Source organism: Streptomyces sp. NRRL S-1813 (assembly GCF_000719605.1).
Lineage (GTDB): Bacteria > Actinomycetota > Actinomycetes > Streptomycetales > Streptomycetaceae > Streptomyces > Streptomyces decoyicus.
On the sequence record NZ_JOHB01000042.1, the window covers coordinates 24,516 to 41,388 of the forward strand.

The window sequence follows — 16,873 nt, forward strand, 5'->3', positions numbered from 1 at the left end:
CGTGGGACAGTGGCGGCATGGATTCCATGGTCATTGTCGATGCCGCGAATGTCGTCGGCTCGGTGCCCGACGGCTGGTGGCGGGACCGGCACGGCGCGGCGGAACGGCTGCGCGACGCGCTGCCCCAGTACGCCGACAAGGGGCTTCCGGGCCTGGTGGCGCCGCCCGTCGAGGTGGTCCTGGTGGTGGAGGGCGCGGCGCGCGGGGTCGAGTCCGTCGAGGACGTACGGGTGGTGCCGGCGAGCGCCAGCGGCGACGACCGGATCGTGCAGCTGGTGGCGGAGGAGTGCGGCGACCGGGACTGTGTGGTGGTCACCGCGGACCGCGAGCTGCGGGAGCGGGTCCAGGCGCTGGGAGCCGGGGTGACGGGACCGCGGGCGGTGTGGGGCCGGGGGCAGGGCGGGGCGTAGGGCGGGTCCGTACGGACGAGGACAAGCCCCGTACACCGCGTTCGCCGCGGCATATGGGGCTGCCCGGCCGGAAGGCCCCGCCGGCATACGGCCGGGCGTGTCAGTCCTTGCCGGCCTGCCTGCTGCGGATGCCCAGGCGGCTGTGGGAGCGGCCGTACAGGAAGTAGATGACGAAGCCGACCACCATCCAGACCGCGAACCGCAGCCAGGTCTCCGCGGGCAGATTGAGCATCAGCCACACCGAGGCGAGCACGGACAGCATCGGCACCACCGGCACCCACGGGGTGCGGAAGGAACGGTGCAGATCGGGCCGGGAGCGGCGGAGCAGGACCACTCCGACGGCTACCACGACGAACGCGAAGAGGGTGCCGATGTTGACCAGTTCGGCGAGCTCGTCGATCGAGGTAAAACCGGCGACGACGGCGACGATGACACCGAGCACGATGGTCGACCGGTAAGGGGTCCCGTAGCGGGGGTGGGCGCGTGAGAAGACCCGCGGCAGCAGCCCGTCGCGGCTCATCGCGAAGAACACCCGGCTCTGGCCGAGCAGCAGGATCATGCAGACCGAGGTCAGGCCGACGGCGGCGCCGAAGCTGATCACGCCTGCGTAGAAGGGATGCCCGAGGTCCTTGAAGGCATCGGCGAGCGGGGCGTCGGTGGAGAGTTTGCTGTACTTCTGCATGCCGGTGACGACCACCGACACCGCCACATAGAGGACGGTGCAGATGGCCAGCGAGCCGAGGATGCCGCGTGGCACATCACGCTGCGGGTGGCGGGTCTCCTCGGCGGCGGTGGCCACGATGTCGAAGCCGATGAAGGCGAAGAAGACCACGGCCGCCGCGGCGAAGATGCCCATGGTCCCGAAGTGGGACGAGCTGAAGCCGAAAATCAGCTGCGACAGCGGCGCGGCCAGTCCGCCGCCGGTCTCACTGGGCCGGCTGGGCGGGATGAACGGCTCGTAGTTGGCGCCGTTGATGAGAAAGGCACCGGCGATGATGACCAGCAGGACGACGGTGACCTTGATCCCGACGACCACTGCCGTCACCCGTGAGGACAGCTTCATCCCGAGTACCAGGATGCCGGTCAGCACCAGCACGAGGATGGTGGCGAGCAGATCGAAGCCGAAGTGCCCCTCGTGGGTGCCGGACAGGGCGGGCGGCAGGTGCAGCCCGGCGGAGTCCAGCAGTGAGCGGATGTAGCCGGACCAGCCGACGGCGACCACCGCGCAGCCCAGGGCAAGTTCCAGGATCAGGTCCCAGCCGATGATCCAGGCCGGCAGCTCGCCGAGTGAGGCGTACGAGAAGGTGTAGGCCGAGCCGGCGACCGGCACGGTGGAGGCGAACTCCGCGTAACACAGTGCCGCCAGCGCACAGACCACGCCCGCGACGACGAAGGCCAGTGCGACGGAAGGCCCGGCCTGCTCCTTGGCGATTTTGCCGGTGAGAACGAAAATGCCGGTGCCGATGACGACACCGACACCGAAGACGGTCAGATCGAGCGCCGACAGGGATTTTCTGAGCGTGTGCTCCGGCTCCTCGGTGTCCAGGATCGACTGCTCTACAGTCTTCGTCCGGAACATGCCGCGACTGCGGCGCGAATCGTGTGGTGTGCCGTGCTGTGTGCTCATGGGCGAACCTCCGCCTGGACGACCCTCGCAACTCTCCTGAACTGACTGAGTCTCCGCAATGTCGGGAAACAGTCAGCTTCGGCGGGCCTCCAGGGGGCGGGGATTCACCCGATGGGGTGTAGCGGCGCCTATGCCGATGGGCCGGGCGGAACATCCGTACGGATGACCGGCCGGCCCATCGGTGCCGTCTGGGGAATCAGTCGCGGGCGACCTCGGCGGGCTCGGCCGCGCCCTTGGCGCCGACCGGCTCGGCGTCGTCGTACCGGCCGTCGATCTTGGAGACCAGACCGGTCACCTGGCGGGCGATGTCCGGCGCGGTGAGCCCGATCTCCGCCATGACCTCCTTGCGGGAGGCATGGTCGAGGAACCGCTCGGGGATGCCGAAGTCGCGCAGCGGCAGGTCCACACCGGCGTCCCGCAGCGACTGGGCGACGGCCGAACCGACGCCGCCGGAACGGATGTTGTCCTCGACCGTGACCACGACCCGGTGCCGGGCGGCGAGGCCCGGCAGCGCCTCGTCGACCGGTTTGACCCAGCGCGGGTCGACGACGGTGGTGGAGATGCCCTGCTTGTCGAGGAGGTCGGCGATCTCCAGGCACATCGGGGCGAGCGCGCCCACGGAGACCAGGAGGACATCCGGCCGCTTCACGGACTCGGCGGGCTCGCGCAGCACGTCCATGCCGCCCACCCGGCCGACGGCCTCGACGGCCGGGCCGACCGCCCCCTTGGAGTAACGCACCACGGTGGGCGCGTCATCGACCTCGACGGCCTCGCGCAGCTGGGCGCGCACCTGGTCGGCGTCGCGCGGCGCGGCGATCCGCAGACCGGGCACGACCTGAAGGATCGACATGTCCCACATGCCGTTGTGCGAGGCGCCGTCGGTGCCCGTGACACCGGCCCGGTCCAGCACGAAGGTGACGCCGCACTTGTGCAGCGCCACGTCCATCAGCACCTGGTCGAAGGCGCGGTTGAGGAAGGTGGCGTAGACGGCGAAGACCGGGTGCAGGCCGCCGGTGGCCATGCCCGCCGCGGAGACCGCCGCGTGCTGCTCGGCGATGCCGACGTCGTAGACGCGGTCGGGGAAGGCCTTGGCGAACTTCTCCAGTCCGACGGGCTGGAGCATGGCCGCCGTGATGGCGACGATGTCCTTGCGCTCCTTGCCGAGCTCGACCATCTCGTCACCGAAGACGGACGTCCAGTCCTTGCCACCCGAGGAGATGGGCAGACCGGTGTCGGGGTGGATCTTGCCGACGGCGTGGAAGCGGTCCGCCTCGTCCTGGAGGGCGGGCTGGTAGCCGCGGCCCTTCTCGGTGAGGCAGTGGACGATGACCGGGCCGCCGAAGCGCTTGGCGCGCGTCAGGGCGGATTCCAGCGCCTCGATGTCATGGCCGTCGATCGGGCCGACGTACTTGAGGCCCAGGTCCTCGAACATGCCCTGCGGGGCGATGAAGTCCTTCAGGCCCTTCTTGGCGCCGTGCAGGGTCTCGTAGAGCGGCCTGCCGACGACCGGCGTCCGCTCCAGCAGGTCCTTGCCACGGGCCAGGAAACGCTCGTAGCCGTCCGTGGTGCGAAGGGTCGCCAGGTGATTGGCGAGGCCGCCGATGGTCGGCGCGTAGGAGCGCTCGTTGTCGTTGACGACGATGACGAGCGGGCGGTCCTTGGCGGCGGCGATGTTGTTGAGCGCCTCCCAGGCCATGCCACCGGTCAGCGCGCCGTCACCGATGACGGCGGCGACCCGGTTGTCCGAACCGCGCACCTCGTTGGCCTTCGCGATGCCCTCGGCCCAGCCGAGCACCGTGGAGGCGTGGCTGTTCTCGATGACGTCGTGCTCGGACTCGGCGCGGGAGGGGTAGCCGGACAGGCCGCCCTTCGCCTTGAGCTTGGAGAAGTCCTGACGACCGGTGAGCAGCTTGTGGACGTAGGACTGGTGCCCGGTGTCGAAGAGCACCTTGTCCTTCGGGGAGTCGAAGACACGGTGCAGGGCGATGGTCAGTTCGACCACGCCGAGGTTCGGCCCGAGGTGTCCGCCTGTCTTGGACACCGCGTCGACAAGGAAGGTACGGATCTCCCCCGCCAGCTGCTCGAGCTGCTCCGGGCCCAGTCGGTCCAGATCGCGCGGTCCCCTGATACGGGAAAGCAACGCCACCCCTGCCTCCTTGCTGCTGCTTGCTGCCGTGGATCGAGCTTGCCGATCAGATGAGTCTAATGTCGCGTCCGCCGCGCCGACGCCCGGGCCTTGCGATGTATGTCACTCGGGTGAAACGGGCTGTGGCGTGTCGCGCCGGGTACGCCGCCGCACACGGACCGGCCCCCACCGGATCATGCCCGGTGGGGGCCGGTGCCGTCCTACGACGACAATCGGTCAGGTGCGTCCGGCCGTTTTCTGCGTCCGGCGGGAGACCGAGTCGATCACCACGGCGGCGAGCAGCACCGCACCGGTGATCATGTACTGGATCTCACTGGCCATACCGAGCAGGTTCAGGCCCTGCTGGATCGACTGGATGACCAGCATGCCCAGCAGCGCGGACCAGATCTTGCCGCGGCCGCCGAAGAGGCTGGTGCCGCCGATGACGGCCGCCGCGATGACGTTCATCAGCGTGTTGCCGGAGCCCAGGTTCTTGGTGGCGCCACCGGAGAGGCTGGCGATGAACAGTCCGCCGAAGGCGGCGAGCATGCCCGAGATGGCGAAGACGCTGATCCGGATCTTGTTCACGTTGATACCGGCCCGGCGGGCCGCCTCGGCGTTGCCGCCGACCGCGAAGATCTGCCGTCCGTACGTGGTGCGGCGCACCACGAAGTCGGCGATGACCAGCACCGCGAGGAACAGCACCAGGGCCAGCGGCAGACCGCGGGCGCCGGCCGGCTCGTTCAGGACATAGGCGACGACGAAGGCCAGCACCGCGACCACGCCGGTGCGCAGCAGGATCTCGCTGAGCGGCCGGGACGGCAGCGCGGCGGCCTTGCGGCGCTTGCTGTCCAGCAGCAGCGATCCGGCGTACGCGAGGACCGCGATCAGCGCGAGACCGTACGCCGCGGCCTTGTCCTGGAAGTAGTAGCCGGTGAGGTTCTCCACCACACTGCCGCTCGGCGTGTTGATGGAGCCTTCCTTGCCCATCATCCAGATCTGGAGACCGCTCCAGCCGAGGAAACCGGCCAGCGTGACGACGAAGGCCGGCACACCGATCTTGGCGAAAAAGAACCCGTGCAGGGCGCCGATGACCACACCGGCAACAATGGCGATCAGGACCGCGAGCCAGTCGTTGACGCCATGGGTGACGCTGAGCACGGCCCACACGGCCGCGCCGACGCCCGCCACCGAGCCGACGGACAGATCGATCTCGCCGAGCAGCAGCACGAAGACGATGCCGACGGCCATGATGCCGAGGCCGGAGGTGTAGACACCGATGTTCGCGAGGCTGTCCGCGGACAGGAAGCTGCTGTTCTTGAGCTGGAAGACGATCGCGATGACGATCAGGCCGATGACGACCGGCAGCGAGCCGAGCTCACCACCGCGCACCCGGCGCTTGAAGTCGTTGAGGTAGCCGGCGAAGCCCTGTTCGCGGACGAGCAGGCGGGGGTCGATGGCGGCCGGCTGGGCGACGTCCGCGGCCGGGGCGGCGGGGACGGCCGGGGTCGCCTCGTCGGCAGGGGGCTGCTTGGTGAGATCACTCATGCCCCGACCTCCTTCTTCACCTGGTCCGTACGCGCCTTGCGGCGGGTCACGGCGTTGTCCGAGGCGCCGGTGATGGCGGCGATGATCTCTTCGTGGGAGGTGCCCTCGACGTCGAAGACACCGTTGTTGCGGCCCAGCCGCAGCACCGCGACACGGTCCGCGACGGCCTGTACATCGGCCATGTTGTGGCTGATGAGGATGACGCCGAGCTCGCGCTCGCGCAGCCGCTCGACGAGGTCGAGGACCTGGGCGGTCTGCTCGACGCCGAGGGCGGCGGTGGGCTCGTCGAGGATGACCACCTTGGGGTCGCCGATCAGCGCGCGGGCGATCGCGACGACCTGCCGCTGACCGCCGGAGAGCGCGGCGACGGGGATACGGACACTGGGGATGCGGATGGACAGGGTGTCCAGCAGCTCCTTGGCCCGCTTCTCCATCGCGATCTCGTCGAGGACACCCGCCGTGCGGATCTCGTTGCCGAGGTAGAGGTTGGCGACGACATCGAGGTTGTCGCAGAGCGCGAGGTCCTGGTAGACGGTGGCGACGCCGAGTTCCTGGGCATCGTGCGGCTTGCTGATGCGTACCGCCGTGCCCTCCCATTCGATGGTGCCGTCGTCGACCGGGTGGACGCCCGAGATGGTCTTGACCAGGGTGGACTTGCCGGCGCCGTTGTCGCCGACAAGGGCGACCACCTCACCGGGGTGGATCTCCAGGGTGACGTCCGTGAGTGCTTGGACGGCGCCGAACCTCTTGGAGACTCCGCGCAACGCCAGCACAGGCGTAGCGGACACGTGAATCATCTCCTTCGCCGCCGTCACAACGGCGGGGATGGTGGTGCGTGGAGCAAGGGGGGCTTGCGAGGAACGGTCCGGCGTCCGCGCCCGGGACGGGATGAGGCCGGGCGGGGTACGGACCGGGGTCGGGGGCCGCGGGCGGGGCCGCGCGGCCCCGCCTGGCCGGGAGCCCGGGCCCGAGGGCCCGGAAGGGACCTGGGGCCCGAAGGCCGGAAGAAGAGAGCTGTGGCCGGAGCTGTGGCCGGAGAGCTGTGGCCGACAGGCCGGGGCTTACTTGATGTCGGGGCCTACTTGATGCCGGCCGCCTCGCAGGCCTTCTTGACGTCGCCGGTGCAGATCTGGCTCGCCTTGTAGACCTTGTCCTTGATGATCGTGGACGCGATGTTGTTCTCGGTCACGATCTGCGCGTCGTACAGCTTGGCCGGGATGCCCTTGACCTCGCCGCTGAGGCTGTCGACCTTGGCGGGCGTCAGGGAGTCGATCTTCTCGCCCTTGAGCAGCTTGACGGCGATCTCGGCGGTGGAGTCGGCCTGCGGCTTGATCTGCTTGTAGATCGTGAAGGCCTGGTCGCCCTTGAGGATCCGCTGAAGACCCGCGAGCTCGGCGTCCTGGCCGCCGACCGGCACCTTGACGCCCTTCTGCTTGAGCGCGGTGATGATGCCGCCGGCCATGCCGTCGTTGCCGGAGTAGACGCCCTGGAAGCCGTCCTTGCCGAGCGAGTCGAGGGCCGCGCTCATCTTCTTGTTGGCCTCGTCCGGCGACCAGTCGGGGATGTCCTGCTCGTACGCGACCTTCTTGACCTGCTTGTCGAGGACGCTGTGGGCGCCCTTCTTGAAGAACGGCATGTTCGGGTCGGTCGGCGAGCCGTTGATCATGACGACATTGCTGTCCTTGGCCTTGTCGCCGAGCGCCTTGACCAGCGCCTGGCCCTGGAGGCGGCCGATCTTCTCGTTGTCGTAGGACACGTAGGCGGAGATGTTGCCCTCGGCCAGCCGGTCGTAGGCGACGACCTTGACGCCCTTCTTGGCGGCCTGGTTCACCCAGGACTTGGTCGCCTTGTAGTCGACGGAGTCCAGAATGATCACCTTCACGCCCTGGGTGATCAGCGCGTCGAACTGCTTCTTCTGGTTCTCGGTCTCCTGCGCCGCGTTGTTGTACTTGACCTTGCAGTCGCTGCACAGCTCATGGATCTTCGCCTCCATCAGCGGGCGGTCGAAGGTCTCGTAGCGCGTGGTCTTGTTCTCCGGCAGCAACAGGCCGATGGTCTTGTTGTCGCCGCCGCCCGCCTTGGCGCCGTCGCCGGCTTTGCCGCACGCGGCCACGGAGAGCGCCATCGAGACGGCGGCGGTGCCTATGACGACGCGACGCGTCCAAACGTTCATTTGGGTTGCCTCCCTGACGAGGCCGCGTCGTTGCGGCCGAGGTGGCTGGAAGTCAACTCGGCCGCCAGCCGACCGTCAAGGAGTAAATCCTTAACGAGATGACAACGGTGCCATGCGTTAGCTGTGTGAACTCAGCGCGCTCATGCCAGGGCCGGCGCATCGGCGGCCCTGGCACCATCGAGCAGGGTCGAATCACCCATCTCGCTCAGCACCAGCGCCAGCGCGCCCAGCACCTCCGCACGCCCCCCGAGCGTGCCGGGGACGATCCCCAACTGCCGTGCCGCGCTGGGGATCGCGTACCGCGACACCGATTCGCGGATCGGCGCCAGGACCAGCTCACCGGCCTCGGCGAGATCCCCGCCGAGCACCACCCTGCTGGGATTGAGTAGATTGCACAGATTTGCCACGCCACTACCGATATAGCGGCCGACGTCCGCAATGACCCGCCGGCAGCCCGGGTCGCCCTCGCGGGCCAGCTGCACCACTCGCGCCATGGTCAGGTCGGCGCCGTGGCTCGGCTGGAGCAGCGGAAGGACGTACCGGGCCGCGGTGAAGGTCTCCAGGCAGCCGCGGTTGCCGCAGCGGCACACCGGGCCGGACTCGTCCAGCGTGATGTGCCCGATCTCGCCCGCCGTGCCGCCCGGCCCGCGGTAGATCTGCCCGCTGATCACCAGACCGGCGCCGACACCGCTGGCGACCTTGATGTACGCCAGGTCGGCGGCCCCGCGGCCACCGCCCCACACCAGCTCGCCCAGCGCGCCGAGGTTGGCGTCATTGTCGACATAGACGGGCACTCCGAGGCGCCCGGACAGCTCCTGGCTGGGGTTCGTGCCCGACCAGCCCGGCAGGATCGCCGTCGAGCCCAGCGTCCCGGACTCGACGTCGATGGGTCCCGGGACGCCCAGGCCGACGCCGATGACCTTGCCCGCGTCGAGGCCGGTCGCCGTGATCAAGCGGTTGACCAGCTGTTCCGCCCGGTCGAAGCCCTCGGCCGCGGAGGCGTCCACATCGATCGGCTCGGCCTCCTCGGCGAGCACCTGGTGGGCGAGGTTGCCGACCGCCACGCGCAGATGGGAGTGCCCGAAATCGACCCCTACGACGATGCCCGCGTCGCCGGAGAGCGAGACGCTGCGCGCCCGCCGCCCGCCCGCCGAGGTCGGCGTCACCTCAACGGTCCCGCCATCCTTCAACTCGCGAACGATGTTGGAAACGGTGGCCGCGGACAGCCCCGTGCTCCGGGCGATCTCCGCCTGCGTGAGGGAGCCCGCCATACGCACCGCACGTACGACCCGCTCCAGATTGGCCCGGTGCAGCGAGGACTGCGACCCCGGAGTCTCCATCGACTCATCCACTCCCGTCTGGGGCCGGGGGTACCTCCCAGTGGTGACTGGGGGGAGGCACAACGACCGCCCACCGGCCGCACCCACACCTTTGTGGGACGGCCCTCGATTCAACATGTGAACCCTAAGCAGAACTCCAGCCGGGAAGTCTCGTCAAGGCGTTGAGCCCACACATGATCAGGAAGCGGCCCCTCCGGGGAGCCCGAGGCACGGCTCCGCCCCGGCGGGGCCCGCCCTGCGGCACCTACCCGGCAGTACGGCGAGATGGCGCAAATCCCTCGCCGACCGCCGGCCGGCGTACGGGTTCCAGGACCGCTCCCCTACTTGAGTGCTCCGGCGGTCAGACCGGCCACCACCTGCCGCTGGAAGATGATGTACGCGGCGAGCACCGGCAGCATCGCGATCGTCAGCCCCGCGAACAGACCGGACCAGTCCCCCTTGTAGCCCTGGCTCACCGCCAGCGCCACCAGGCCCTGGGTCAGCATCTTCTTGTCCGGATCCCCGACATTGAGCACCGTCGGCAGCAGGTACTGATTCCACTGTCCGAGGAAGTTGAAGATCCCGACGCTGATCAGGCCGGGCTTGGCCATCGGCAGCATCACCTGGAAGAAGGTGCGGGTGTGCGAGGCACCGTCGATGAGTGCCGCCTCGGCCACCGACGTGGGCAGCGTCTTGAAGAAACCGCTGAGGAAGAAGACCGTGAACGGCAGCGAGTAGGCGATATAGACCAGGATCAGACCGTGGTAGGTGTCCAGCAGCGCCATGTTCTTCATGACGAAGAACAGCGGGACCAGCGCCAGGATGACCGGGAAGCCCATCCCGCCCACGAACAGGAAGTAGAGGAAGCGGTTGCCCGGGAAGTCGAACCGGGCCAGCACATACGCCGCCATCGCTCCCAGCAGCATCGTGCCGATCAGTGAACCGCCCACGACGATCAGCGAGTTGAGGAAGTACTGGCCCATGTTCGCCTTGTCCCAGGCGCGTGACCAGTTGTCGAAGTGCAGGACCGAGGGGAGTCCCCAGGGCGAGCCGAAGATCTCGGTGTCGTCCTTGAAGGAGCTCACCACCGCCCACAGCAGCGGCATGGTGACCAAGAGGCCCCAGATCACCAGGATTCCGTGCGAGAAGACGTTGAGGGTCTTGCCCTCGCTGCTTCCGCCGGCGGAGCGGGCGCCGCCCTTCCCGCCCGTCCCGCCGCGCGGGCCGGGCACCCGCGCGGCGGCCGGGGAGGGCTCCTGCTCCTTCGTCACACCCGGGAGGTCCGCGGGATCCGTCTGCGCACTCATCAGAACTCCAGTCGCTCGCGTCGTCCCAGCCGCATCACGATGGCCGAGAAGATGAGGGTCACGATCAGCAGGGAAACGCCGATGGCCGTCGCATATCCGGCCTGACCGTCGCGGAAGGTCTTCTGGTACACGTACAGCGGAAGGACCTCGGTCGAATAGTCCGGGCCGCCCGGACCGACACTCATGATCTGCACGAACGCGAAGGCCGAAACGTCCAGGGCGAGGATGCCCATATAGATCCAGCCGGTCTGGACGGTGTCCCACAACAGCGGCAGGGTGATCCGGAAGAACGTGTTGAAGCGGTTCGCGCCGTCCAGCAGCGCGGCCTCGTAGAAGTCCTTCGGAATGGAGCTCATGCCGGCGGAGAAGAGCACGACATAGAAGCCGACATTGGCCCACACCATCGCGGCCATGACGCACCACAGCGCGATCTGCGGATCGCCCAGCCAGTCCGGCTGCACATTGCCGAGCCCGATCGCCTGGAAGAAGGCGTTGAGCGCACCGCTCTCCGGGTTGTAGGCGAACTGGAACAGCAGCGCCACGATCGGGACCGACAGCACCTGCGGGAAGAAGTAGAGAATTTTGTAGGTGCCCGAGCCGCGCACACCGCCGATGACCGCCTTCTTCCGGCGACGGCCACCGACGTTGAGCATAAAGGCGAAGAAGAGCCCGAGCGAGAGCGTCACCACCGGCAGGAGCAGCAACAGCGTCACGCTGTTGCCCACGGCCGACCAGAAGACATCGTCCTTGAAGAGGCGCGCATAGTTGTCGAAGCCGACCATCTTCATGTCCGGACTCAGTCCGGTCCAGTCCGTGAAGGAGTAGTAAATGGCCTGCACGAACGGCGAGATCACGAAGATCGCGTAAATCGCCAGCGGGAGGACCAAGAACCCCGCGATGAAACGGTACTTACCGTGTTTCATGACTACCGATCCCGTTCTCGCCCTGCGTTGCCACCGCCGGTGGCGCGCCCCCGGCCCACGCCGGGAGGTGCCCCCACGAACTTGTCGGTCAGCGCTTGTACTTCTTGACGCTGGAGTCGTCGCGGGTGTCGTCCGCGTACTTCTGGATCTTCTTGATGGCCTCGTCGGGCGTCATCCGGCCGGCCATCATCTCGCCCAGCGCACCCACGCCGATCCGCTCCTTCTGGAGCGCCACGTACCAGTCCTGCATCCGCGGATTGACGATGTTCTGGCCGGCCTTCTGCAGCACCACCTGCGCCGATGCCAGGCCCGGCGGGAGCTTCAGCCCCTCGGTGCCGCCGTTGAGCGAGGTGAGCGAGGAGACCTGCTTGATGAAATTCTGCGAGGACTTCTTGCTGAGCATGATGCGCAGCAGTTCCATACCGCCCTCGGCGTTCCGGGCCTTGCGCGGAACGATGTACGGTTCGCCGCCCGAGGCCCAGATGGTGCCGTACGGCATTTTGTCGGAGGCCGACAGGCTGGACGGGGCGCCGACCGCGAGATCGAAGTGCGGGTTCTTCGCGATCTGCTTGGCCGACTCGTTCTCCACCCAGGAGCCGTTGGGGATGAACAGCGCCTTGCCCTCGGCCCACGCCTTCTGCGACTGGAGGTGGTCCAGGCCGGGCGAGCCCTTGAGGACATAGCCCTTCTTGTAGAGCTCGTAGTAGGCCTCGAAGGCCGCCTTGACCGCCGGGTCCTTCCAGGCGTTCGGCTCCAGATTGTCGATCTTCCGCAGGACCTCTTCACCACCGATCTTGCCGATGAACGGGTAGAGGCTGAAGGGGAAGTAGTACGGGTACTTGCCCGGGTAGGTCCAGCCGGCCACGCCCTTCTTCTTGGCCTTGGCGCAGAGGGCGAGCATGTCGTCCCAGGTCTCCGGATATTCCGCGTCCAGCTTCGCCAGATTGCCCTTGGAGTACCAGACGCCGTAGACCGTGTACGCGTAGTAGAGGATCCAGGTTTCCTTGCCGCCGAACTGGCCCATTTCGACGACACCGGGGCGCAGGGTGTCGCGCACCTTCTTGTCCGGGTCGTCGACAGAGGGGGCATCGAGGAGTGCCGTGAGGTCGGTCAGCTGGTCCTTGGCCACCAGCGTGCCAAAATCCATCTGCTCCGCACCGGAGTTGTCGACGAGGTCCGGGGGGTTTCCGCCGTTGAAGCGCGGCTGGAGCGTCGACTGGATCTTCTGGGTCGAGGAGAGCTTGACCTTGCCGTCGGCCTTCGGGAAGGACTTGATGTACTCGCCCTGTGCGTCCTTGGCGTACTTGTCGCCGAATCCGCCGTCGAAGATGACCACATCGAGGCCGGCCGAGTCATTGACCGCAAGCGGATTCTTGGCCGACTTCTTGCCTTTTTCGACCTTGTTATCGCCGCTGTCGCCGCCGCCGGCACACGCCGACAGCACTCCCATCGACGGGACGGCGATGATCCCCAGGGCCGCGGCCCGTTTGACCAGATCACGACGGTTGAATTCAGAGGTGGATCCCATGCTCAAGTCCTCGCCTTCTTCAGGACTCAGGCGGTGTACCGGAGCCACCCCGGCACCGCGGGTCAGATGAAGCTGAGTTGTACGGGATGTGCACCGGGCGTGCTAGAGAAATGCGGGGCAGTCATCCGTTCCCGCCTTCCCCCCGGATCCACGGCCGTGGTCGTACGGCCGGTCGGACGCGACAGGTATAGTCCACTTCCGGCCGCAGGGGCAAGATCGAATGCAGGGTTGGACAGCAGTCTTTCCCTAGTTGAGACCTCCCCGCCATGCGCGGGGATTCGCCGGATGTCACCCTGCCGGGCCGCCCGGCGACACGGCGGCCCACGAATCTCAGCGGCACCCTTGACACCAAAGTCCCCACGCACCTTACTTATCTCTGTTTATCTTGGCGCCATGTAACTGACAACGATGTCAATCTCGTTGAGAGGGCTCGCGTGCGGCTCAGACACCGGCACCGTCCACTGCGGGGTATCACCCGCCCCGCCGCCCTCGTGGCGGCCGCTCTGCTCGTCATCACCGTGCAAGGCCCGGCGGGTGCGGCTCAGGCCGCACCGCCCCGAAAGCCCCAGGGGGCAACGGAGTTCCGCTCCTCCTTCGAATCCGGCGACCCACGGCCGGACTGGACCGACACCGTCGACACCGGCACCGACGGACGGCCCAGGACCTCCGGCGTCGGCCCGGAGACCACCCCCGGGGCGCCCGGCATGAGTACCGGGACCGACTCCGGCCCCGGCGACTCCCCCACCGCCAAGACACACGCCGGCTTCAGCGGCACCCATGCGCTGCGCTACGCCGGCACCCACACGGCGGACGGCCACGGCTACTCGTACAACAAGATCTTCGACGTCGATCTCCCCGTCACCGCGGCCACTTCGCTCTCGTACAAGCTCTTCCCCGAGATGGCGAAGAGCGATCCGGACTATCCGGCGACCCACACCTCGCTCGACCTGGCCTTCACCGACGGCACCTACCTCAGCGAGCTGTCCGCCGTCGACCAGCACGGCGCGCCGCTGACACCGCAGGGCCAGGCCGCCTCCAAGACGCTCTACGCCAACCAGTGGAACAACCGGGAGTCGCGGATCGGGGCGGTCGCCGCCGGCAAGACCGTCGACCGGATCCTGGTCGCCTACGACGCTCCCAGGGCTCCGCGGACCGCACCGGCCTTCCGTGGCTGGGTCGATGACATCACCCTCGGCCCCAAGGCCCCGGACAAGCCGCTCGCGCACCTCTCCGACTACGCCGTCACCACCCGCGGCACGCTCTCCAGCGGCAGCTTCTCGCGCGGCAACACCTTCCCGGCCACCGCCGTCCCCAACGGCTTCAACTTCTGGACCCCGGTCACCAACGCGGGCTCCGCCGACTGGCTCTACGAATACGCGCGGAAGAACAACGCCGACAACCTCCCCACCCTCCAGGCCTTCAGCGCCAGCCATGAGCCGAGCCCGTGGATGGGAGACCGGCAGACCTTCCAGGTCATGCCGTCCGCCGTGGCCGGCACCCCGGACGCCTCGCGCACCGGCCGTGCGCTGCCGTTCCACCACGCCAACGAGACCGCGAAGCCGCACTACTACGGCGTGACCTTCGACAACGGCCTCAAGACGGAGATCACCCCGACCGATCACGCCGCGCTGATGCGCTTCACCTTCCCCGGCGACCGGGCGAGCCTGATCTTCGACAACGTCAACAACAAGGGCGGGCTGAGCCTGGACACCGGGCGCGGGATCGTCACCGGCTTCTCGGACGTCAGGAGCGGGCTGTCGGTCGGCGCCACCCGGCTCTTCGTCTACGGCGTCTTCGACGCCCCGGTCACCGGCGGCGGCAGGCTCGCCAACGGGGGGTGCGGCGTCAGCCGTTCCAGTGGAGCCGGTGCTTGCACCGGGGGCAAGGACGTCACCGGCTATCTCCGCTTCAAGCCCGGGGCGGACCGCACCGTGACCATGCGGATCGCCACCTCTTTGATCAGCGTGGACCAGGCGAAGGCGAATCTGTCCCGGGAGATCCCGGCCGGCGCGACCTTCGCCGGCGTCAGGGACCGGGCGCAGTCGCAGTGGGACGACCTGCTGGGCCGGATCGAGGTCCAGGGCGCGAGCCGCGACCAGCTCACCACCCTCTACTCCAACCTCTACCGCCTCTACCTCTACCCCAACTCCGGTTTCGAGAAGGCCGGTTCACGCAGCCGTTACGCCAGCCCCTTCTCCCCGCAGACGGGCCAGGACACCCCGACGCACACCGGCTCCAAGATCGTCGACGGTGAGGTGTACGTCAACAACGGCTTCTGGGACACCTACCGGACCACCTGGCCCGCCTACTCCCTGCTCACCCCGAAACGGGCCGGGAAAATGGTCGACGGCTTCGTCCAGCAGTACAAGGACGGCGGCTGGATCTCCCGCTGGTCCTCGCCCGGCTATGCGGATCTGATGACCGGGACGAGTTCCGATGTGGCGTTCGCCGACGCCTACGCCAAGGGGGTGGAATTCGACGCCGAGGCGGCCTATGCCGCGGCCGTCAAGAACGCCACCGTCGCCCCGCCGGACCCCGGCGTCGGCCGCAAGGGAATGAACACCTCCCCCTTCCTCGGGTACACGAGCACCGACACCCGCGAAGGCATGTCCTGGGCGCTGGAGGGCTATCTCAACGACTTCGGCATCGCCCGCATGGGCAAGGCGCTCTATGAGAAGACCAAAAAGCCCCGCTACAAGGAAGAATCCGCTTATTTCCTGGGCCGTGCCCAGAACTACGTCAAGCTCTTCGACGACAAGGTCGGCTTCTTCCAGGGCAAGGACGGCCGGGGCGACTGGCGGCTGCCGCCGGGCAGCTTCGACCCCCGGGTCTGGGGCAACGACTACACCGAGACCAACGCCTGGACCTTCGCCTTCACCGCGCCGCAGGACACCCGGGGCCTGGCCAACCTCTACGGCGGCCGCTCCGGCCTGGCCAAGAAGCTGGATGCGTACTTCTCCACCCCCGAGACCGCATCCAAGGAATTCGCCGGCTCGTACGGCGATGTGATCCATGAAATGACCGAGGCCCGCGACACCCGTATGGGCATGTACGGGCACAGCAATCAGCCCTCGCACCACATCGGCTACATGTACGACGCGGCCGGCCGGCCCTGGAAGACCCAGGAAAAGGTCCGCGAGGCGATGTCCCGGCTCTACCTCGGCAGCGAGATCGGCCAGGGATATCCGGGCGACGAGGACAACGGCGAGATGTCCGCGTGGTACGTCTTCAGCTCGCTCGGCTTCTATCCGCTGGTGATGGGACAGGGCGAATACGCGGTGGGCTCCCCGCTGTTCACCAAGGCCACGGTCCACCTGGAAAACGGCCGGGATCTCACCATCAAGGCGCCGCGCAACAACGCGCGCAACGTCTACGTCCAAGGCCTCCGGGTGAACGGCAAACCCTGGAATTCCACTGCCCTGCCGCACCGGCTCCTCGCCCGCGGCGGCACCCTGGACTTCACGATGGGCGACCGGCCGTCCGCCTGGGGCACCGGAGCGCACGCCGCCCCGACGTCGCTCACCCAGGACGACAAGGTGCCCTCCCCGCCCGGGGACGTGACCGGACCCGGCGGCGGCCCGCTCTTCGACAACACCTCCGACAGTGCGGCCGAACTGACCGGCGCCCCGGTGGACCTCCCCCGGCCCGCCCGGGTCACGTCGTACACCCTCACCTCGGCGGACCGTGCCTCGGCACCGGCCGGCTGGACGCTGGAGGGCTCCCGGGACAGTGAGCGGTGGACGCGGCTGGACCACCGCGAGGGCGAGTCCTTCACCTGGGACCGCCAGACCCGTGTCTTCGCGATCGACCGGCCGGGCAGCTACCCGCACTACCGGCTGGTGCCCGACGACAAGGGCACGCTCGCCGAGATCGAGCTACTCGGGGCGCCATAAAGCCAGTTGACTTGTCAAGT

Annotated in this window: 11 protein-coding genes; 2 read left to right on the plus strand and 9 right to left on the minus strand. The window is 67.9% G+C overall.

Annotated features, from left to right (window positions below; translation table 11 throughout):
• Positions 1 to 17 precede the first annotated feature (17 nt).
• The gene (locus IF67_RS0134780; RefSeq protein WP_030992527.1) at positions 18 to 410 is read left to right on the plus strand and encodes a hypothetical protein; all 393 of its coding nucleotides are present in this window, start codon (positions 18 to 20) and stop codon (positions 408 to 410) included.
• A 100-nt stretch (positions 411 to 510) separates the two neighbouring features.
• Here IF67_RS0134780 and IF67_RS0134785 read toward each other — a convergent pair whose 3' ends face one another.
• The 9 genes from IF67_RS0134785 to ngcE form a co-directional block, all read right to left on the minus strand.
• Positions 511 to 2,037 (minus strand): amino acid permease, encoded by a 1,527-nt coding sequence (locus IF67_RS0134785; RefSeq protein WP_051818929.1) that lies wholly within the window; start codon positions 2,035 to 2,037, stop codon positions 511 to 513.
• 196 nt (positions 2,038 to 2,233) lie between these two features.
• Positions 2,234 to 4,183, minus strand: coding sequence for a 1-deoxy-D-xylulose-5-phosphate synthase (dxs, locus tag IF67_RS0134790; RefSeq protein ID WP_030992531.1), 1,950 nt, complete (start codon positions 4,181 to 4,183; stop codon positions 2,234 to 2,236).
• 216 nt (positions 4,184 to 4,399) lie between these two features.
• Positions 4,400 to 5,710 carry a sugar ABC transporter permease gene (locus IF67_RS0134795; protein ID WP_030992532.1) on the minus strand — a complete coding sequence of 437 codons (1,311 nt, stop codon included), beginning with the start codon at positions 5,708 to 5,710 and terminating at the stop codon, positions 4,400 to 4,402.
• Positions 5,707 to 6,507 carry an ATP-binding cassette domain-containing protein gene (locus tag IF67_RS0134800; protein ID WP_078889804.1) on the minus strand — a complete coding sequence of 267 codons (801 nt, stop codon included), beginning with the start codon at positions 6,505 to 6,507 and terminating at the stop codon, positions 5,707 to 5,709. Before IF67_RS0134800 ends, IF67_RS0134795 begins: the two co-directional genes overlap by 4 nt.
• Before the next feature lie 281 nt (positions 6,508 to 6,788).
• Entirely contained in the window at positions 6,789 to 7,883 is a 1,095-nt protein-coding gene (locus tag IF67_RS0134805) for a substrate-binding domain-containing protein (RefSeq protein ID WP_030992536.1), read from the minus strand.
• 140 nt (positions 7,884 to 8,023) lie between these two features.
• Positions 8,024 to 9,223, minus strand: a complete 1,200-nt coding sequence (locus IF67_RS0134810; protein ID WP_030992538.1) for an ROK family transcriptional regulator — start codon at positions 9,221 to 9,223, stop codon at positions 8,024 to 8,026.
• A gap of 320 nt (positions 9,224 to 9,543) precedes the next feature.
• Entirely contained in the window at positions 9,544 to 10,509 is a 966-nt protein-coding gene (locus IF67_RS0134815) for a carbohydrate ABC transporter permease (protein WP_030992539.1), read from the minus strand.
• Positions 10,509 to 11,432 carry a carbohydrate ABC transporter permease gene (locus IF67_RS0134820; RefSeq protein ID WP_030992540.1) on the minus strand — a complete coding sequence of 308 codons (924 nt, stop codon included), beginning with the start codon at positions 11,430 to 11,432 and terminating at the stop codon, positions 10,509 to 10,511. The genes IF67_RS0134815 and IF67_RS0134820 overlap by 1 nt, the downstream gene beginning before the upstream one ends.
• An 88-nt stretch (positions 11,433 to 11,520) precedes the next feature.
• Entirely contained in the window at positions 11,521 to 12,960 is a 1,440-nt protein-coding gene (gene ngcE, locus IF67_RS0134825; protein WP_030992542.1) for an N-acetylglucosamine/diacetylchitobiose ABC transporter substrate-binding protein, read from the minus strand.
• Positions 12,961 to 13,394: 434 nt separating this feature from the next.
• Here ngcE and IF67_RS0134830 point away from each other — a divergent pair, with 434 nt between their 5' ends.
• Positions 13,395 to 16,853, plus strand: coding sequence for a GH92 family glycosyl hydrolase (locus IF67_RS0134830; protein WP_030992544.1), 3,459 nt, complete (start codon positions 13,395 to 13,397; stop codon positions 16,851 to 16,853).
• The last annotated feature ends 20 nt before the right edge of the window (positions 16,854 to 16,873 follow it).